Genomic DNA, 18137 nt, shown 5'->3' on the forward strand with positions numbered 1-18137 from the left:
TTCGCCATGCTCAAGACACCTGCTCGATGGCGCCGGTGATCAGCCCGGTGACTTCCTCGGGCGAACTTGAGGCGATCGCCTTGTCGGCGACCTTCCTGCCGCGCCGCATGACGATGACGCGGTCGGCAACGTCGAAGACGTCGGGCATGCGGTGGCTGATCAGCACGACAGCAATGCCCTGGTCGCGCAGATGGCGGATCAGGTTCAGCACTTCGGCCACCTGCCGCACCGAGATCGCCGCCGTCGGTTCATCCATCAGCACGATCTTGGCCTGCGACAGCATGGTGCGGGCGATCGCCACAGCTTGGCGCTGGCCGCCCGACATCTGCTTGACGAGGTCGCGTGGACGCGTCTCCGATTTCAGCTCGGCGAAGATCTGGCCGGCGCGCTTGTACATTGCTGCATAGTCGAGAATGCGGAACGGACCGATGCCGCGCCGCAACTCGCGGCCGAGATAGACGTTCGCCGCTGCCGTCAGATTGTTGCAGAGCGCGAGGTCCTGGTGGACGATCTCGATGCCGTGCTGGCGCGCCTCGACCGGCTTGTGCAGGATCAGTTCCTTGTCGTCCATGCGCATCGCGCCATGGCTCGGCCGGAAATTGCCGGCGATCATCTTGACCAGCGTCGACTTGCCGGCGCCGTTGTCGCCCATCAGGCCGACGACCTGGCCGGGTTCGATCGACAGCGACACGTCGTTGACCGCCTGGATGGCGCCGAAATGCTTCGAGATATTGGTGAGTTCGAGAACCGCCACCAGCCTGTTGCCTCCCCGTGCTTGCCGCATGCCCACGACAGGGTGCAGCTTTCGCACCGCTCTCCCCAGCTCCTCCCGGAAACAGCGATGGCAGGCATTTACGCAAATGCCTGCGCGGGCGTCAATTGTCAGACGAATAAGAACCGGCAATTGTCGGAGAAACAAGGCCGGCGCCTTCCGGGACGCAGATTTTGCCATTTCGAAAAATCCGTTTTGTAGGACAAATGGCATTGACGTTGGCTTCGCGCCGTTATTAGCTGAGTTCTGGAGGAGTACTCTACCGATCCTGTTGCCGGTTTGCCGCGCGAGGTCTGGTGGAAATTGTCGGTCCTTGCCAGCCCAGTCTGAATCTGGCTGACCGAACTGAAAATGCTTATCGACCTGGCTTGGTGACACGAGCGCTCGCATAACGATCCTCTGTCATCGCACCCTGGTTGGTCTGTGTGGCGGGCACGCCGTGTCCGTCTGTTTCCAAGGGAGGACTGATATGAGGAAAACAGTTTTGCTCGCTGCCGTCGCCGCCATGGCGCTGGGCGCCGGGCCGGCTTTGGCCAAGAAGCAGCTCGTCATCGTGGTGAAAGGTCTCGACAATCCGTTCTTCGAAGCCATCCACCAGGGCTGCGAGAAGTGGAACAAGGAAAACGCCAGCTCGGAATATGAATGCTTCTACACCGGTCCGGCATCGACTTCCGACGAGGCCGGCGAGGCGCAGATCGTCCAGGACATGCTGAGCAAGGCCGACACGGTGGCGATGGCGATTTCGCCGTCCAACGCGCCGCTGATCGCGCAGACGATCAAGACCGCCAATCCGACGATCCCGATCATGACCATCGACGCCGACCTCGCCAAGGAGGACGCCGCACTGCGCAAGACCTATCTCGGCACCGACAACTACCTGATGGGCAAGAAGATCGGCGAGTACATCAAGAAGGGCAAGCCGAAAGGCGGCACGATCTGCACCATCGAAGGCAATCCTGCGGCCGACAACATCCTGCGCCGCGCGCAAGGCATGCGTGACGCGCTGTCGGGCAAGGACGGCCTCGCGGCACTTGCCGGCGAAGGCGGCTGGACGGAAGTCGCCGGCTGCCCGGTGTTCACCAATGACGACGGCGCCAAGGGCGTGCAGGCGATGACCGACATCCTCGCCGCCAACCCCAAGCTCGATGCCTTCGGTATCATGGGCGGCTGGCCGCTGTTCGGCGCGCCGCAGCCCTATCGTGATCTGTTCGGGCCGCTGAAGGACCGGATAGCCAAGAACGACTTCGTCATCGGTGCCGCCGACACGATCGGCGACGAGGTGGCGATCGCCAGGGATGGCCTTGTCACCGCGCTGGTTGGCCAGCGGCCCTTTGAAATGGGCTACAAGGCGCCTTCGGTGATGATCGATCTCATCAAGGGCACCAAGGTCGCCGATCCGGTGTTCACCGGCCTCGACGAGTGTACCAAGGACACGGTCGACACCTGCATCCAGAAGTAAGCTCATGACTTCGGGGCGCTCGGCAGCGGGCGCCCCGTCCCTTTGAATTCCTGGACAAGACGCGGTGGCGAGGGGCAACAGGCTCCAGCCTTGGCGCGTCCATAAGTTTGGATTTTCGGCAACGGGATCGGCGCCGTGCAGCTCCGGATCAGTCCGGGTGACAGACGGCCGACCTATTGGAACGTGGATGCCGGACGAGAAGGCAAACAAACAGGCCAGCCGGGCCAAGGCGCAAGCCAACGGCGATCCGGCGGTCGTGCGCAGGGCGGATGCGGCGCACTTTCCCGGGTCCAGCGTCCATGCCTCGCTCGCCAGCGAGATTGGTCTGCGGATCGTGCGCGGCGACTATCCGCCCGGCAGCATCCTGCCCAACGAGGCCAAATGGGCCGAGACCTTCAATGTCAGCCGCTCGGCGGTGCGCGAAGCGATCAAGATGCTGATGGCCAAGAGCCTTTTGGCATCGCGCCCCAAGATCGGCAGCTGGGTCGAGCCGAAGGAACGCTGGAATCTGCTCGATCGCGACGTGCTTGCCTGGTACGCGACCGCACCCGACCGCGAAGCGTTCCTGCGCACCGTGCAGGAGTTCCGCCACATCATCGAACCGGAAGCATCCGCCTTTGCCGCCATGCGGCGCAGTGACGAGCAGATGGCCGAGATCAGCCTCGCCTGCCGCGAGATGGGCGAGGCAGCGAACCTGCCGGAACGCATCCGTGCCGACACGCGCTTCCACCTCGCCATCCTGCGGGCCTCGGGCAACGACCTTCTGGTGCCACTCGGCGTGCTGATCGAGTCCGCGCTCGACCATCTCTTCGTCTTCACGACACGCCAGGTCGGCGACCAGAACCGGGCGCAGAAACTGCACGAGGCCATCGAGAAGGCCATCCGCCTGCAGCGCCCCGCGGCGGCGCGCAATGCCGTGCACAAGCTGCTCGCCGACACCGATGAGGGGATCGGAAGCAGGCGGCGATAAGGCCGGCCGACCGCTCGTACTTTCAGATCGTCTGCTTCTTGCCATCCTTCGTTGGCATCAGGTCCACCCCATTCACCTTGGCGATATGCGTTGCCAACATCGGCACGAACTGCTCCGCCGGACCGGCGGCATGGGCGCCAGCGAAGGAGTTCTTGGTGGCGTTGCCGAGCGGGTTGGCGATGCCGGCCGCACCCGCCATCGATTCCAGATAGGTCAGGTCCTTGAAGGCGTTGGCGATGGTGAATTTATGGGCGTCGCGGTCGCCTTCCAGCGTCCAGCGCATGAAGGTCTGGTAGAAGCCGCAATCCATGCGGCCGTTGCGGATGACGCTGTCGAAGCGCGGCGGCGAGATGCCGACCTTTTCGGCCAAAGCCAATGCTTCGGAATAGATGGCGGCATAGCCCAGCGAGATGAAATTGTTGAGCAGTTTCATGCGGTGGCCGTCGCCGGTGTCGCCGATGTGCACAATGCGGCCGGCCCAGGTTTCGATCACCGGCTTGACCCTGGCAAAGACGGCGTCTGGCGCGCCGACCATGGCGTCGAGCGTGCCTTCCCAAGCTTCCTTTGGCGTGCGGCTCAGCGGCGCATCGACAAAGTCGACGCCGATCTCCTTCAGTTCTACCGCGAGCGCCACGGTCGAAACCGGATCCGAGGTCGAGCAATCGACGACGACCGATCCCTTCTTCAGGCCTTCCTTGAGGCCGCCGGGGCCGCGGATGATGGCTTCCACTTCGCGCGAGCCGGTGACGCAGATGAAGATGATATCAGATGCCGCGGCGACATCGCGCGAGGTGGCGGCTTCCCTGGCACCCCGGCCGAGCAGATCTTCCGCTGGTTTGCGGTTCTTGCGGCCAAGGAATGTCAGGGGATAGCCCTTGTCGACGATGTTCTTGGCGATGCCGTGCCCCATCAGGCCAAGGCCGATGAAGCCGATCTTTTCGCGCGCGGCGGTGGTGTTCATGTCGTCGTTCCTATCCCGGATTATCGATAATTGCGCTGCCGTTTTAGCCATATGCGGTTGCAGAAAGCAATATTGTCTGACAATAGACGTGAATTCCAGAGCCTGTCATGGAGACCAGAATGACGAAGCGGATCATGTTCACCGGCGGCAGCGGCAAGGCGGGGCGTCATGTCGTGCAATATCTTGTCGAACAGGGCTGCCAGGTGCTCAACATCGACACCAAGCCGCTCGACAATCCCAAGGTGCGCACGCTGATCACCGACATCACCGACAGCGGGCAGGTGTTCAACGCGCTGTCGAGCTATATGGGCCTGCATGAATTCGACCCCTCGCTGCGGCCGCAGCCGGTGGATGCGGTGGTGCATTTCGCCGCCATTCCGCGCATCATGATCACGCCCGACAATGAGGTGTTCCGCATCAATGCGATGGGCACCTACAATGTCATCGAGGCAGCGGTGAAGCTCGGTATCCGCAAGGTGATCATCGCCTCCAGCGAGACGACCTACGGCCTGGTCTTCGCCAACGAACCGCGCGATCCCAAGTATTTCCCACTCGAAGAGGACTATGACGTCGACCCGATGGACAGCTATGCGCTGTCGAAGATCGTCAACGAGAAGACCGCGCGGGCATTTGCTCTGCGCAGCGGTATCGACATCTATGCGCTTCGCATCGGCAACGTCATCGAGCCGCACGAATATTCGCTGTTCCCGAAATGGTTCGCCGATCCCGGTTTCCGCAAACGTATCGCCTGGAGCTATGTCGATGCACGCGATCTCGGCCAGATCACGCTGCGCGCCATCGAAAGGGACGGGCTCGGCTACCAGGTGTTCAACGCCGCCAATGACGACACCTCGTCCGACCTGCCGACGGCGGAACTCCTGAAGCGGTTCTATCCCAACGTGCCGGTCAAGGCCGAACTCGGCGAATACGAGACGCTGCTGTCGAACCGCAAGGCGCGCGACATGCTCGGCTTCCGCCCGGAACATAGCTGGCGCAAATATGTAAAAACCGCCTGAGCAAGCAGCTAAATGAGGCTGGCTTGTGTATAGCGGCGCGCTTTGCGGCCCAAGCGTTCGGTGGTGCTTGACAGCTTCCGTAAACCGGCCTTTCTGAAGCGTATGCGGGACGCAAAGCCGAACAAGGAAAAATCGCCGAAAAAGGCGGCTGCCGCCGAGCGCCCGGCCGGTGTTCGCCGGGCCGATGCGGCGCGCATTCCCGGCGCCAGCGTGCACACGTCGCTGGCCAGCGAAATTGGTCTCAGGATCGTGCGCGGCGATTACCCGCCTGGCACCATATTGCCCAATGAGGCCAAATGGTCGGAAACCTTCAGCGTCAGCCGCTCGGCGGTGCGCGAGGCGATCAAGATGCTGATGGCCAAGAGCCTTTTGGCCTCACGCCCCAAGATCGGGAGCTGGGTCGAGCCCAGGGAACGCTGGAACCTGCTCGATCGCGACGTACTCGCCTGGTACGCGACATCGCCCGATCGCGAGGTCTTCTTGAAGACGGTGCAGGAATTCCGCCACATTATCGAACCGGAAGCGACCGCCTTTGCCGCCATGCGCCGCACCGACGAGCAGATGTCCGAGATCAGCCAGGCCTGCCGTGACATGGGGGAGGCGGCCAGCCTGCAGGAGCGCACGCGCGCCGACACACGCTTCCACCTCGCCATCCTGCGGGCCTCCGGCAACGACCTTCTGGTGCCGCTCGGCGTGCTGATCGAATCCGCTTTCGATCACCTCTTCACCTTTACCACGCGGGCCGTCGACGACCTCAACCATGCGCAGAAGCTGCATGAGGCGATCGAGAAGAACATCCGCCTGCAGCGCCCGGACGCCGCGCGCGCCGCGGTGCGCAAGCTGCTGGCCAACACCGACCACGTGATCAAGTCGCGTTAGACAACCAATCAGCCAGCAGCACGATTGCTCCGGCTATTTGCGCGCGATCCCGGCGGAAGGCCATTGCACTTAGTTCGGGTCTGGAGCCACGGATTTGCCCGCCGTGGCGCTGCTGCGTCCTGAGAATGTGCCGATAGTGGCTCAAACGGCAGCCGGTTTTCGCGACCGCCGACAGGAAACGCCTTTGACCCGAACCGACTTGAGCCAGGCCAGCCCCGGCATCGACAGCTCCTACGCCTGGATGCGGCTCGCCATCTCGATGGTGCTGGCGACGATCGGTGCGGTCGGCATGTGGGCCGTGGTCGTGGTGCTGCCCGCCGTGCAGGCGGAATTCGGCGTCGATCGCGCCGCGGCGTCGATGCCCTACACCGCGACCATGGTGGGCTTCGCCGCCGGCAATGTGCTGGTCGGCCGCGCCATCGACCGCATGGGCTATTGGATCCCGGCGCTGATCTCTTCCGTGGCGCTCTCGGCCGGCCTGCTGCTCGCCGCGCTGTCGACCTCGATCCTGCAATTCACCCTTGCCCAGGGCGTGCTGATCGGTGTCGGCACGTCGGTGATCTTCGGGCCGCTGATCGCCGACATCTCGCATTGGTTCAACCGCAGGCGCGGCGTCGCCGTCGCGGCGGCGGCCGCCGGCAATTACTTGGCCGGCGCGCTCTGGCCGACCATCATGCCGACGCTGATCAAGGCGGAAGGCTGGCGCTTCACCTATGCGGCGATCGGCATCTTCTGCCTGGTCACCATGGTGCCGCTGGTGCTGTTGCTGCGGCGCGGCGCCCCTGAGGCGGCCGCCGCCGGCTCGCCGGGGAGCCGGTCGGTGCAGCCGATTCCGATGTCGCCGGCGGCGTTGCAGGTGCTGCTGGTCGTCGCCGGTCTTGGCTGCTGCGTGGCGATGTCGATGCCGCAGGTGCACATCGTCGCCTATTGCATGGACCTTGGCTACGGCATGGCGCATGGCGCCGACATGCTGTCGATCATGATGGCGGCGGGCGTTGTCAGCCGGCTTGCCTCCGGCTTTATCGCCGATCGCATCGGTGGCGCGAAAACCCTGATCATCGGTTCGGTGCTGCAATGCCTGTCGCTGCTGTTTTACATCCCGTTCGACGGGCTCGCCTCGCTCTACGTCGTATCGCTGGTGTTCGGCCTGTCGCAAGGCGGCATCGTGCCTTGCTATGCGATCATCGTGCGCGAATATCTGCCTGCCAAGGAGGCCGGCCAGCGTATCGGCATCGTCATGATGGCAACGATTTTCGGCATGGCGATCGGCGGCTGGATGTCGGGCTGGATCTACGATCTGACCGGTTCCTACGCCGCCGCCTTCCTCAACGGCATCGCCTGGAATCTGCTGAACATACTGGCCGTCGGGCTGTTCATGTGGAAGGCAAGGCACAGGGCCGTCATGGCAGCCTGAGGCACCTCGGCTTGACAACGGACAGGCACTGCGCGACCCCAGAGGCCAGGGTGCGGCAACAGGCCGGTGAGATGGCGACAACTGGGATGATCCTATTGCGGGCGCACTTCGGCGGCCATGCGCACGGGCCTTGGCCTTGATCAAGCCGCGCTCGCGCCGGGGCGGCGGTCGCCCGACCATATCGGATGTCGCGCGCAAGGCCGGCGTCGGCGCCATCACCGTGTCGCGCGCGCTACGCGAGCCGGAGCGCGTCAGCCAGGATTTGCGCCGCCAGATCCAGGCCGCCGTCGATGAGCTCGGCTATGTGCCGGACCCCAATGCAAGGGCGCTGGCCTCGGCGCGTGCCGAGGTGTTTGGCGTGCTGGTGCCTTCGCTCACCAACAACGTCTTCGCCGAGGTGGTGCGCGGCATCTATGACAGCCTGTCGGACAGTCCGTTCCGCATCCAGCTCGGCAACACCCATTATTCCGGGCTGGAGGAAGAGCGGCTCTTACAGGTGTTCGGCTCGCAGCGGCCGGCAGCGCTGATCGTGGCCGGCATCGACCAGACGCCAACCTCGCGAAAACTGCTGGAAAATGCCGGTTGCCCGGTGGTGCAGGTGATGGAGACCGGGCCTGATCCGGTCGACATGATGGTCGGCTTCTCGCATCTCGACGGCGGCAGGACGGCGACCGAGCACCTGATCGAGGTGGGGTATCGCCGCATCGGCTTCATCGGCGCCCGCATGGATCCGCGTTCGCAGCGACGGCTGGCCGGTTACCGCGCGGCGATGGAGAAGGCCAGCCTGTTCGACCCACGCCTGATCACCACCACGCCGGTTCTGTCAAGCGTGCCGCTTGGGCGTGAACTGTTCCGCGATGCGCTGGCCAAGATGCCGACGCTCGACGGCGTGTTCTGCAACAATGACGATATCGCGCTCGGCGTGCTGTTCGAATGCCATCGGGCCTCGATCGACGTGCCGAAGACAATCGGCATTGTCGGCTTCAACGATCTCGACATGATGCAGGTGGCTTTTCCCTCGATCACCAGCGTCCGCACCCACCGCTACGAAATCGGCAGACGTGCCGTCGCCATGGCGCTGGCGGCGATCGCCGGTGACAGGCCGGAACAGCGGATCGTCGACCTCGGATTCGAGCTCAAGCGCCGCGAGAGCACCGCGCGCTGAACATGCTTTCGAGAACGCCCGCAAATGGCGCTTTACACAACGTCATGGTAGCGCTACCATTTTTGTCGAGCCGGCATCGTCGCTAAGACGCCGAGCCTGTTTATTATACATAAGCGACAGCTCATGCTTGTTTATTATGGATAATATGATAGATTTCACCCGGCTGAAGGGGACGGCAAAGGGAGGGATTGTGGAGGTCTTCGGCACCTGGCAGGCGTGACTGGGCAAGGCGGGAGAAGCCGGCCGGAAACGCGAAAATTCCATAAAACTGAACAGAACTGCAATTGGGAGGATTATCGATGATCAAGTCACTTGTTGGTGGCATCGTTGCCGCCACTGCATTCGTCATGTTGAGTTCGTCGGCGATTGCCGCAGGCCCTGAAATCGTCAAGGGTCCGGCTGCCGAGCCGGATTGCTTCGCACCGTGGGCCGCGGACACGCTGTTCTTCAAATTCCCCAAGAAGGCCGGCCCATACCGCATTGCGCTCGCCAATGGCTACATCGCCAACACCTGGCGCATCCAGATGATCCAGACCGCGAAGGCCTATGCAGCGCAACCGGATGTCGCCAAGAAGCTGAAGGAATTCAAGGTCGTCTCGACCGGTGAGGATGTTCCGGCGCAGATATCGGCGATCAACAACTTCATCGACTCCGGCTTTGATGCCATCGTCGTCAATGCGCAAAATCCGACTGCTTTCGGACCGGTCATCAAGCGCGCCAAGGAAGCTGGCGTTGTGCTGGTCGCCTTCGACAACATCCTCGACACCAAGGATGCCATCGACGTCAATGTCGACCAGAAGGGTCTCGGCGAGCTGTGGGGCAAATGGCTGATCTCACACGTGCCGAATGGCGGCAAGGTACTCGAGGTGCGCGGCGTCGCCGGCACGTCGGTCGACACCGATCGCCACAATGGCATCCATGAGGTGCTCGACGCCTCCGGCAAGAAATGGGCCGTCACCGAGGTGGTCGGCAAGTGGGATGACGGTGTGGCGCAGAAGGCAACAGCCGACGCCATCGCCACCAGCGGACCCTTCGATGGCGTTACCGGACAGGGCGGCGACACCGGCATCGTGCAGGCGATGATCGATGCCAAGCATCCGTTCGTGCCGTTCGGCGGCGAGACTGAAAACGGCTTCCGCAAGTTCTGCGCGGCCCACGCAGCCGACGGGTTGAAATGCTCGTCGGCCGGTACCGGCCCGGCGCAGGTGGCGGTCGCCATCAAGACGGCGATCTCAGCGCTTGAAGGCAATGTCGTCCCGCAGTCGGTCAAGCTGCCGCTGGCGATCGTCGAGGACCCGAACTTCAAGGCAGGTCAGGATTTCTTCCCCGATCAGTCCGACAATTTCTTCGTCGGCAATTCCTTCCCGACCTGCGGCATTAATTTCACCGCGCAGGAGATCATGGGCCAGACCAAGGAAAACAAGTAGTCTGACCGGCCGATGTCGCGGATGGAACCCGCGGCATCGGCTGCTTGACGCTGACGGCAAGATAGCTGGGGAGGGCCGATGGACGGCACGGTTCCGCTCTTCCGCATGGAAGGCATTTCCAAACGCTACGGCGGTGTAAGGGCTCTGGAGAAAGCGGAGCTTTCGGTCACCTCGGGCAGCATCCATGGCATTCTCGGTGAAAACGGTGCCGGCAAATCCACGCTGATCAAGGTCATGGCCGGTGTCGTGGCGCCCGACGAAGGCCGCATGATGCTGGACGGGCGCGAGGTGACCTTCGCCTCGCCGGCGGCGGCAAACCAGGCCGGCATCGTCTGCATCTTCCAGGAACTGTCGCTGGTTCCCGAACTCAGCGTCGCCGACAACATCGTCATATCAGACCCGCCCAAACGCTTCGGCATGATCGACCGCAAGGCGCAGCGCCGTATCGCCGAGGAGGCGCTGGCACGTGCGGGCGCTGCCGATATCCACCCGCTGGCATTGGTCAAGGACTTGCCCTTGTCGCGCCGGCAGATGGTCGAGATCGCCAAGGCGCTGGCACGCAAGCCGCGCATCCTGATCCTCGACGAGGCGACCTCGGCGCTGACGGCAGCGGATGTCGCGAAGATTTTTGGCGTGCTGAAGCGGCTGCGCTCGGAAGGGCTGGCGCTGCTCTACATCTCGCACCGCATGAATGAGATCGACGAACTGGCGGATCAGTGCACGGTGTTCCGCAACGGCCGCAACGTCGCCAGCTACAAGGCTGGCTCGAAGAGCGACAATGAGGTGGTCGAGTTGATGATCGGCCGCGAATACAGCCACATCTTCCCGCCCAAGCCGGCGACCGTGCCAACTACAGCCGCACCCAGGCTTGAAGCCCGCAAGCTCTCGTGGACTGACCGGCTGGACAACATCTCGCTGACCGTCAGGGCAGGCGAGGTGGTCGGCCTCGGCGGTCTCGACGGCCAGGGCCAGCGCGAATTGCTGCTCGCTTTCTTCGGCGTGCTGCGCGGCCTTTCCGGCGAGGTGCTGATCGATGGCAAGCCGGTGGCGATCGGCAGCCCCGCCAAGGCGCGGCAGGATGGCATCGGCATGGCGCTGATCCCGGAGGACCGCAAGACCGAAGGGTTGATGCTGCCGATGACGGTGCGCGAAAACCTGTCCTTCGCCGCGCTTGACCGGTTGTCCAGGGGCGGCATCATCGACCGCGCCGCCGAACAGCGGCTGATCGATGACATGGTCGGCCTTCTGGCCATCAAGACGGCGGGTCTCGACATTCCGGTCGGCGCGCTATCGGGCGGCAACCAGCAGAAGGTGGTGATCGCCAAATGGCTGATGCGCCAGCCGCGGATCATCCTGCTCAACGATCCGACGCGCGGCATCGATGTTGGCACCAAGCAGGAGCTTTACCAACTGATGCGCAAGCTGGCGGATGCGGGAGCGGCGATCCTGTTCTATTCGACCGACTATGACGAGCTGATCGGCTGCTGCGACCGCGTGCTGGTGCTCTATGACGGGGCGGTCAAGCGCGAACTGGTCGGCGCCGAGATCACCGAGCGGGCGCTGATATCAAGCGCGCTCAACATCCATGGCGAGGATATCCCCGTGAGCCAAGGAGCGGACGCGTGAAAGATTGGCGCTACTGGCTGGCCGAGCAGCGCGGGACGCTGCTGGCGTTCGGCATCTTCATCGTCATGTTCGTCATCTACACATCGAACCACCCGGCCGGTTTCACCGCCAATGTCGTGCAGACGGCAGCGAACAAGGGCGTGCTGCTCGCCTTCGTCGCCATGGCGCAGTCGCTGGTGGTGATCACCGCCGGCATCGACCTGTCCGTCGGCATGATTTTTCTCCTGACCAACTGCCTGGCCTCCTGGCTGGTGGTGGGTACGCCGATGCAGACGACGCTCGGCGTCATCGCCGTGCTGGCGGTCGGTCTTCTCTGCGGCGCGATCAACGGCGCCATCGTCATCTACGGCCGGCTGCAGCCGATCGTCGCCACGATCGCCACCGGGGCCGTCTATTACGGCATCGGCCTTCTGCTGCGGCCATTCCCTGGCGGTTCGGTCAATGAGGATCTGGCCGATGCGCTGACCGGCCGCGTGCTCGGTGTGGTGCCGGCGAGCCTGGTCGTGCTGCTCGCCATCGTGCTGGTGATCTGGGTGCCGTTCAGCCGCTCGGTGCTCGGCCGGGCGGCTTATGCGGCGGGTTCATCGGAAACGGCGGCCTACATGTCCGGGGTGCCGATAAGGCGGGGCAAGTTCGCCGCCTACACGCTGGCCGGGCTGCTGGCGGCGATCGGCGGGCTGTTCCTGACCTTCTTCACCTATACGGGCGATGCGGCCTATGCCAGCGGCAACGCCTATACGCTGTTCTCGATCGCCGCCGTGGTGCTCGGCGGCGTCTCGCTGTTCGGCGGCAAGGGCAGCGCCATCGGCGCCATCTTCGGCGCGCTCGCCTTCCGCACCATCGGCGATTTGTTGTTCGTGTTCGATTTCGATCCGCTCTGGCAGCCTTTGTTCCAGGGCGTTATCCTGCTGATCGCGGTCAGCCTCGGCGCCTTCGCCCTGTTTCGGGTCCGCAACCGGCTGGAGTGGTTCCTGTGAGCGAAACGACGCTTGGCGGCATTGCCGGCCGCATGCCGAAATTCATCCGCCGCGCCGATCCGGCGGTGTTGACGGCATTCGCCTGTATCGTGCTGTTGCTGTTCCTCGGCAGCCTCTATTCCAGAAGTTTCCTGTCGCCTGAATATCTGCTGCAGCAGCTCAAGGTCGCTTCGTTCCTCGGCGTCATTGCCACCGGCATGATGCTGGTCGTGCTGCTCGGCCAGATCGACCTGTCGGTGCCGTGGGCGGTGGCGGCGGGCGCGATGATGGCCTGCGCGGCGGCCGCCTACGGTCCGGTTGGCGTGGCGCTGGCCATTCCGTTCGGCATTTTCTGCGGCGTGCTGATCGGTATCGTCAACGGTATCGGCGTCGCCTATCTGCGCATTCCCTCTATGATCATCACGCTCGCCACCAACGCGGTCGCGCAAGGGCTTATGGTGGTCTACACCGGTGGCTTCTCGCCACAGGATTCGGCGACCCGCGCCATGCGCTACCTCGCGACGGGTTTTACCATTCCGGGCGTGCCCAACGCGGTCATCATCTGGGCTGTCATCGGCGCGGCAATGGTCTTCGTGCTGACCCGCACCGGCTTTGGCCGCACCGTCTATGGCATCGGCAACCGCGAGCGTGCCGCCTATCTCTCGGGCATCGACACAAGGCGCGTGGTGATGATCGCCTTCGCCGTCTCAGGCGGGCTCTCGGCCTTTGGCGGCGTGCTGCTTGCCGGCTATGCCTCGAAGGCGGCGCAGTCGATGGGCGATGCCTATCTCTTGCCGTCGATCGCCGCCGTGGTGCTCGGCGGCACTTCGATCCTCGGCGGGCGCGGGTCCTATCTCGGCACTGTCGCCGGCGTCATCCTGATCACGCTCCTGCAATCCATCCTGTCGGTCATGCAGATGCCGGAGGCGGGGCGGCAGATCATCTATGGCGTCGTCATCGTCGCCATGTTGCTGCTCTACGGCCGCGCGCCGGCAAGCCGCTGACCGTGGACGAAGAAGCAGCGCAGGCGCTGACGAGCGCTCCCGGTTCGGTGCCTCCGGCCATCGTGGTGATGGGGGTCGCCGGCTGCGGCAAGTCGGCTGTCGGCATCGCGCTGGCGGCCACGCTGGACGCCGTCTTCATCGAAGGCGACCGGCTGCATCCTCCGGAGAACGTGGCGCGCATGGCCAGCGGCGAGCCGCTCACCGATCAGTTGCGCGAAGGCTGGCTCGACGCGATCGGCGAGCGCATCGCGGCATCGGTCGGCAAAGGGCAGGGTGTGGTCGCGGCCTGCTCGGCGCTGAAGCGCAGCTATCGCGACCGACTGCGCGGTTTTTGCGCTGACATCGTCTTCCTCTATCTGGAGATCGATCAGGCGACGGCGAGCAAGCGGGTCGCCAGCCGCAAGGACCATTTCATGCCGGCAAGCCTGGTCGACAGCCAGTTCGCCATCCTGGAGCCACCGGAGAGGGATGAGCGGGCACTGACAATCGACGCGACGCGTCCCGTTGCCGATGTCGTTGCCGACGTGACGCGGCTGCTGGCCAGATCATGAGCCGGTTTCGTCGCCGGTCATGGCATCGTCCGAGGCTTCCGTCATCCGACGGCTGCCGGACCAGATCAGCATCTGTTCGGGAAAAAGTTTCAGCGCTTCGAGCAGCCGGTCACGCTTGAGCAGGATATAGCGTGCCTGCAGCACCATGTCCTTGGCTCCGTCCCGTCCCATCTCCGCTTCAGCCGGCAGCAGCTCCGGGCTGATGACGGCCTGGTATTCGCGGAAGGGAATGGTCTCGAAGGTCGACATGGCAAACAGCGCCGCCTTGCCCCTGGCGGCGAAATTCGCTGGCGCCGAAGCAAGATGCGTCCAGCCGCCTTCGCCGAGCGCGACCTCGGTGAAGGTCGAGCCTGCGTGGATGGTGTTGGTCATCAGCACCACGCCATTGTGCCTCAGGATCTTCTGGATGCGGATGGTGACCTGATAGGCGTCGTCGCGCTCGAAGACGATGCGGCTTTTCAAGTAGCGGTTCTCGACCTTGACCAGCGGCTGGTTCAGGAAACGCAGACCGAACATCGATTCCGAGACACCGTGGGAATTGACGCTCACCTGGTGCGCCTCGATGCCCGCCTCGTGCAGGGCGCGCTTGCCGAAGATGGTCTGGGAGGTGAACTGATCGCACCAGACGATGGCGCCGTGGCCGCGCAGCAAGGCTGCCTGCAGTCCTTCCTGTCCCTCCAGCCGGATTGTGGGCACCCATCGGAAGCCGACGAGGTGTGCGGCAAGCTGCAGCCGGCGGCGATGGCGGGCCGCGAGCAATGCCTCGAACAGCGTGCGCGCGTCGAGGCCGCTGCCAAGCACGGCGCGCGTCGCTGCGGCATAGCCTGGAAACTGCTTGCGCATATGGCGTTTCAGGCGAAGCCTGGACATCCGATCGCAGATCGACGCCCACCAGCGCACCGGCACTGCAGCCGCGACCACGAGATAGAAGAGGGCCATCGCGCTTTCGCGCAGGTCCTGGTTCGAGAACCGGCGCACCCTGCCAGGATGGACGACCTTACGGCTGAAGAAGCGCACGTCCTCAGCCCTTTCCGGCACGGGGACGTCGGCGATGATTTCAGTCTGGAACCTGGCCGTGGCGGTCGGCCTACGGGCAGTTTTTCGGGATTTCGCGAACTTCGACAGCCTCATCCAGCGGGCGTCCATCTGTTCCTGCTGCTTCAATGCGCCTGCGCGCATCACGCAATCTTACGATGATGAACGCCGATCGCCAGCCGTCGATCTAGATCTGCGACGACAGCTCGACCGGGAAATCGTCGTTGTCGGCATCGCGCATGGCGGCGAGGCTGCGATTATCAAGCACCTCGGCGATCGCCTGACGCACTTCCAGCATCATGTGCCGGACCTGGCAGGTCGCCTCGTCGCAATCCTCGCAGCGCTGGTACTGCGTGCGGCTGGCGCATGGAATCGGCGCCAACGGCCCGTCCAGCACGCGCACGACATGGCCGATCTTGATCTCGGAGGCCGGGCGGGCGAGGCGATAGCCGCCTTCCTTGCCCTTGCGGCTCTGGACGAAGCCGGCATTGCGCAATTCGCCAAGGATGGCGTCGAGGAATTTCTTCGGGATGTTGTTGGCGACCGCGATGTCGTTGACGAAGGCCAGTTGGCCAGCCGGCAGGCCAGACAGATGCACGAGGGCCTTGAGGCCGTATTTGCCTTTTTTTGTCAGCATGCCCGAGTCAACCCGTTGAAGCCCCAACCACCTCGCATCTGGCGGCTGTTTGTGTGCAAATAATGACGGTTTCGCCGCGCGAAGGCATTTCGCGACAACAAGACGCCAAATGGCACGTTAGGCACAAACGCGTTGATTCTTTGTAACGTTTTGCAGGGATGGTGCCGTATTTGTCCTGGCCGATGGCAAAAACGAAGAAAGCCGGCTTGTTGCCGGCTTCCTTCGTCTGTTCAATGTATGCTGTAGCCGTCAGCGGCTGCCATAGGCCTGGTCGAGCAGGCCGCCGGCGGCGAAATGCTCTTTCTGGATCTTGTCCCAGCCGCCGAAGACGTCTTCCACCGTCAGCAGGCGCACATCCGGGAAGTCGGCCTTGTATTTGGCGGCGACGGCTGCGTCGCGCACCCGGTTGCCGTTCTGCGCCAGGATGTCCTGGCCCTGGGGCGTGTAGAGGAAATCGAGATAGGTCTTGGCCAGGTCGCGGGTGCCATGCTCGCCGGCGACCTTGTCGACGATGGCGACCGGGAATTCCGCCAGCAGGCTGACCGAGGGCGTGACCTGCTCGAACTTGCCGTCGCCATACTCCTTGCGGATGCCGCGCGTCTCGGACTCGAAGGTGATCAGCACGTCGCCGATCTCGCGCTGCACGAAGGTGGTGGTTGCGGCGCGGCCGCCCGTGTCGAAGATCGGCACGTTGTTGAACAGCTTGGTGATGAACTCCTTCACCTTGGCATCATCGCCCTTGAACGCTTCCTTGGCATAGGCGGTGGCCGCCAAATAGGTGTAGCGCGCATTGCCCGAGGTTTTCGGGTTGGCGAAGATCACCTGCACGTCGTCGCGCACCAGATCGTTCCAGTCCTTGATGTGCTTGGGGTTGCCGGCGCGGACAAGGAACGAAGGCAGCGAATAGAAGGGCGAGGCGTTGTTGGGAAAGTCCTTCTGCCAGTCGGCGGAGACGAACCCCTTCTTGACCAGGAAATCGATGTCGGTGACCTGATTGAAGGTGACGACATCGGCGCCCAGACCCTCGGCGATGGCGCGCGCCTGCGCCGAGGTGCCGGCATGCGACTGGTCGACGGTCACGTCCGGATGCCCGGCGACGAAGGCCTTGTTGACCTGGACGAACAGTTCGCGGCCGACGTCATAGGAGGCGTTGAGCAATTTGTCGGCCGACCAGGCTTGGGAGGATGCGAGGAGCAGGCCAACGACAGTGGCAACGCCGAGGAAAAATCGCTTCATGAAAAAGGCTCCGGATGCAATGCGTTATGGTTCGACCATAGCCGTGGCGCGGGGGACGCGACGAGGCATGGGGTCGAGGGCTTGGCGCTCATTGCTAGAAAAACCATTGCCCGAACAGGCGGATCGTAGGATTTTCTTTCATGTCCATCCACTCTGTTTGGCCGAACCCCTCAATCTCTCCTTGGCATAGGCGACAAACAGATACACATTGTGTATGCGGAGTGCTATGGAACTGGAAAGGAGTCTTCTATGACAAAAGCCGCACCTGAGACCCACGCCAAGCCTGTCAATCTGCGCATCCGAGAGGACATGCGCATGCTGATTGACCGCGCCGCGAAAATACGCGGCAAAACCCGTTCCGACTTCATGATCGATGCCGCCTACCGTGCAGCCGAGGACACGCTGCTCGACCAAACCCTGATCAAGGTGGATCCCGAGAGTTACCGGCACTATATCGACATCCTTGATGAACCGCCAAGCGGGGAAGATTTTGCGCGCCTTATGAACGCGCCCAAGCCATGGCAGGACTGATGCTATCGGCGCCCACGCCCCTGGCCGAAAACCACGATCTCGAACTTTTCCAAAGTGGTACGGAAAGCCTCGACCAATGGCTTCGCCGCAGGGCACGGGCCAACCAGGTCGGTGGCGCGTCGCGTACTTATGTGGTGGCGGAAGGCGCCCGCGTTGTCGGCTACTACTGCCTGTCTTCGGGCGGCCTTGATCTTGCGGAGGCGCCTGGGCCCATCCGTCGCAACATGCCGGATCCCATCCCAATGGTTGTGCTCGGGCGTCTCGCCGTGGACGCGGGCTGGCAAGGGAAGGGACTGGGTGCAGCGCTGCTCCAAGACGCCGTTCTGCGCGCCGGCCACGCCGCGACGATCCTCGGGATTCGCGGCATTTTTGTTCATGCCATATCGGATGACGCGAAAGCCTTTTATGAGCGCTACGGTTTTGCGGCTTCCCCGAGAAATCCGATGACCTTGGTGCTGTCGTTGAAAGGCCTGGTGAAAGGATAGGTCACGGCCATCG

Annotated in this window: 18 protein-coding genes; 13 read left to right on the top strand and 5 right to left on the bottom strand. The window is 63.3% G+C overall.

Annotated features, from left to right (window positions below):
* Positions 1 to 10: 10 nt before the first annotated feature.
* Complete coding sequence (locus tag DBIPINDM_RS31245; protein WP_258582816.1) at positions 11 to 754, bottom strand: ATP-binding cassette domain-containing protein; 744 nt, start codon at positions 752 to 754, stop codon at positions 11 to 13.
* A gap of 487 nt (positions 755 to 1241) precedes the next feature.
* On the opposite strand from DBIPINDM_RS31245, the gene DBIPINDM_RS31250 reads away from it, so the two are divergent.
* Together DBIPINDM_RS31250 and DBIPINDM_RS31255 are read left to right on the top strand one after the other, a co-directional pair.
* A complete protein-coding gene (locus DBIPINDM_RS31250) occupies positions 1242 to 2231 on the top strand; it encodes a sugar-binding protein (RefSeq protein ID WP_258582817.1) in 990 nt (329 codons plus the stop codon).
* Between the two features lie 187 nt (positions 2232 to 2418).
* Complete coding sequence (locus tag DBIPINDM_RS31255; protein WP_258582818.1) at positions 2419 to 3201, top strand: FadR/GntR family transcriptional regulator; 783 nt, start codon at positions 2419 to 2421, stop codon at positions 3199 to 3201.
* 22 nt (positions 3202 to 3223) lie between these two features.
* On the opposite strand, the gene DBIPINDM_RS31260 is transcribed toward DBIPINDM_RS31255, so the two are convergent.
* Positions 3224 to 4162 (bottom strand): NAD(P)-dependent oxidoreductase, encoded by a 939-nt coding sequence (locus tag DBIPINDM_RS31260; protein ID WP_258582819.1) that lies wholly within the window; start codon positions 4160 to 4162, stop codon positions 3224 to 3226.
* Positions 4163 to 4281: 119 nt separating this feature from the next.
* Between DBIPINDM_RS31260 and DBIPINDM_RS31265 the strand changes: the two genes are divergently transcribed.
* The 9 genes from DBIPINDM_RS31265 to DBIPINDM_RS31305 all read left to right on the top strand — a co-directional run bounded on the left by DBIPINDM_RS31265 (position 4282) and on the right by DBIPINDM_RS31305 (position 14200).
* The gene (locus DBIPINDM_RS31265; RefSeq protein WP_258582820.1) at positions 4282 to 5178 is read left to right on the top strand and encodes an NAD-dependent epimerase/dehydratase family protein; all 897 of its coding nucleotides are present in this window, start codon (positions 4282 to 4284) and stop codon (positions 5176 to 5178) included.
* 102 nt (positions 5179 to 5280) lie between these two features.
* Positions 5281 to 6057, top strand: coding sequence for a FadR/GntR family transcriptional regulator (locus DBIPINDM_RS31270; RefSeq protein WP_258582821.1), 777 nt, complete (start codon positions 5281 to 5283; stop codon positions 6055 to 6057).
* A 184-nt stretch (positions 6058 to 6241) separates the two neighbouring features.
* Positions 6242 to 7471 carry an MFS transporter gene (locus DBIPINDM_RS31275; RefSeq protein WP_258582822.1) on the top strand — a complete coding sequence of 410 codons (1230 nt, stop codon included), beginning with the start codon at positions 6242 to 6244 and terminating at the stop codon, positions 7469 to 7471.
* Between the two features lie 136 nt (positions 7472 to 7607).
* Positions 7608 to 8636 (top strand): LacI family DNA-binding transcriptional regulator, encoded by a 1029-nt coding sequence (locus DBIPINDM_RS31280; protein WP_258589389.1) that lies wholly within the window; start codon positions 7608 to 7610, stop codon positions 8634 to 8636.
* A 299-nt stretch (positions 8637 to 8935) separates the two neighbouring features.
* Positions 8936 to 10063 carry a sugar ABC transporter substrate-binding protein gene (locus DBIPINDM_RS31285; protein WP_258582823.1) on the top strand — a complete coding sequence of 376 codons (1128 nt, stop codon included), beginning with the start codon at positions 8936 to 8938 and terminating at the stop codon, positions 10061 to 10063.
* 78 nt (positions 10064 to 10141) lie between these two features.
* Positions 10142 to 11689 (top strand): sugar ABC transporter ATP-binding protein, encoded by a 1548-nt coding sequence (locus tag DBIPINDM_RS31290; protein WP_258582824.1) that lies wholly within the window; start codon positions 10142 to 10144, stop codon positions 11687 to 11689.
* A complete protein-coding gene (locus tag DBIPINDM_RS31295; protein WP_258582825.1) occupies positions 11686 to 12666 on the top strand; it encodes an ABC transporter permease in 981 nt (326 codons plus the stop codon). The genes DBIPINDM_RS31290 and DBIPINDM_RS31295 overlap by 4 nt, the downstream gene beginning before the upstream one ends.
* Positions 12663 to 13649: an ABC transporter permease gene (locus tag DBIPINDM_RS31300; protein WP_258582826.1), complete on the top strand. Its 987-nt coding sequence runs from the start codon at positions 12663 to 12665 to the stop codon at positions 13647 to 13649. Before DBIPINDM_RS31295 ends, DBIPINDM_RS31300 begins: the two co-directional genes overlap by 4 nt.
* A 2-nt stretch (positions 13650 to 13651) precedes the next feature.
* Positions 13652 to 14200: a gluconokinase gene (locus tag DBIPINDM_RS31305; protein ID WP_258582827.1), complete on the top strand. Its 549-nt coding sequence runs from the start codon at positions 13652 to 13654 to the stop codon at positions 14198 to 14200.
* Here DBIPINDM_RS31305 and DBIPINDM_RS31310 read toward each other — a convergent pair.
* The 3 genes from DBIPINDM_RS31310 to DBIPINDM_RS31320 form a co-directional block, all read right to left on the bottom strand.
* Entirely contained in the window at positions 14195 to 15379 is a 1185-nt protein-coding gene (locus DBIPINDM_RS31310; protein ID WP_318036910.1) for a hypothetical protein, read from the bottom strand. The two genes, DBIPINDM_RS31305 and DBIPINDM_RS31310, sit on opposite strands and share 6 nt — an antisense overlap.
* Before the next feature lie 43 nt (positions 15380 to 15422).
* Positions 15423 to 15872, bottom strand: a complete 450-nt coding sequence (locus DBIPINDM_RS31315; RefSeq protein WP_019859201.1) for an RrF2 family transcriptional regulator — start codon at positions 15870 to 15872, stop codon at positions 15423 to 15425.
* Between the two features lie 249 nt (positions 15873 to 16121).
* The gene (locus tag DBIPINDM_RS31320) at positions 16122 to 17108 is read right to left on the bottom strand and encodes a sulfate ABC transporter substrate-binding protein (protein ID WP_258582828.1); all 987 of its coding nucleotides are present in this window, start codon (positions 17106 to 17108) and stop codon (positions 16122 to 16124) included.
* Between the two features lie 249 nt (positions 17109 to 17357).
* Between DBIPINDM_RS31320 and DBIPINDM_RS31325 the strand changes: the two genes are divergently transcribed.
* Together DBIPINDM_RS31325 and DBIPINDM_RS31330 are read left to right on the top strand one after the other, a co-directional pair.
* The gene (locus tag DBIPINDM_RS31325) at positions 17358 to 17639 is read left to right on the top strand and encodes a DUF1778 domain-containing protein (RefSeq protein ID WP_258582829.1); all 282 of its coding nucleotides are present in this window, start codon (positions 17358 to 17360) and stop codon (positions 17637 to 17639) included.
* Positions 17639 to 18124 carry a GNAT family N-acetyltransferase gene (locus DBIPINDM_RS31330; protein WP_258589391.1) on the top strand — a complete coding sequence of 162 codons (486 nt, stop codon included), beginning with the start codon at positions 17639 to 17641 and terminating at the stop codon, positions 18122 to 18124. Before DBIPINDM_RS31325 ends, DBIPINDM_RS31330 begins: the two co-directional genes overlap by 1 nt.
* Positions 18125 to 18137 lie beyond the last annotated feature (13 nt).

The organism is Mesorhizobium sp. AR02 (assembly GCF_024746835.1).
GTDB lineage: Bacteria > Pseudomonadota > Alphaproteobacteria > Rhizobiales > Rhizobiaceae > Mesorhizobium.

Excerpts from the sequence above, each read along its gene's own strand:
- DBIPINDM_RS31250 (WP_258582817.1), top strand. The coding sequence starts at position 1,242 with ATGAGGAAAACAGTTTTGCTCGCTGCCGTCGCCGCCATGGCGCTGGGC.
- DBIPINDM_RS31255 (WP_258582818.1), top strand. The coding sequence starts at position 2,419 with ATGCCGGACGAGAAGGCAAACAAACAGGCCAGCCGGGCCAAGGCGCAA.
- DBIPINDM_RS31260 (WP_258582819.1), bottom strand. The coding sequence starts at position 4,162 with ATGAACACCACCGCCGCGCGCGAAAAGATCGGCTTCATCGGCCTTGGC.
- DBIPINDM_RS31265 (WP_258582820.1), top strand. The coding sequence starts at position 4,282 with ATGACGAAGCGGATCATGTTCACCGGCGGCAGCGGCAAGGCGGGGCGT.
- DBIPINDM_RS31270 (WP_258582821.1), top strand. The coding sequence starts at position 5,281 with ATGCGGGACGCAAAGCCGAACAAGGAAAAATCGCCGAAAAAGGCGGCT.
- DBIPINDM_RS31285 (WP_258582823.1), top strand. The coding sequence starts at position 8,936 with ATGATCAAGTCACTTGTTGGTGGCATCGTTGCCGCCACTGCATTCGTC.
- DBIPINDM_RS31290 (WP_258582824.1), top strand. The coding sequence starts at position 10,142 with ATGGACGGCACGGTTCCGCTCTTCCGCATGGAAGGCATTTCCAAACGC.
- DBIPINDM_RS31310 (WP_318036910.1), bottom strand. The coding sequence starts at position 15,379 with ATGCGCGCAGGCGCATTGAAGCAGCAGGAACAGATGGACGCCCGCTGG.
- DBIPINDM_RS31315 (WP_019859201.1), bottom strand. The coding sequence starts at position 15,872 with ATGCTGACAAAAAAAGGCAAATACGGCCTCAAGGCCCTCGTGCATCTG.
- DBIPINDM_RS31320 (WP_258582828.1), bottom strand. The coding sequence starts at position 17,108 with ATGAAGCGATTTTTCCTCGGCGTTGCCACTGTCGTTGGCCTGCTCCTC.
- DBIPINDM_RS31325 (WP_258582829.1), top strand. The coding sequence starts at position 17,358 with ATGACAAAAGCCGCACCTGAGACCCACGCCAAGCCTGTCAATCTGCGC.
- DBIPINDM_RS31330 (WP_258589391.1), top strand. The coding sequence starts at position 17,639 with ATGCTATCGGCGCCCACGCCCCTGGCCGAAAACCACGATCTCGAACTT.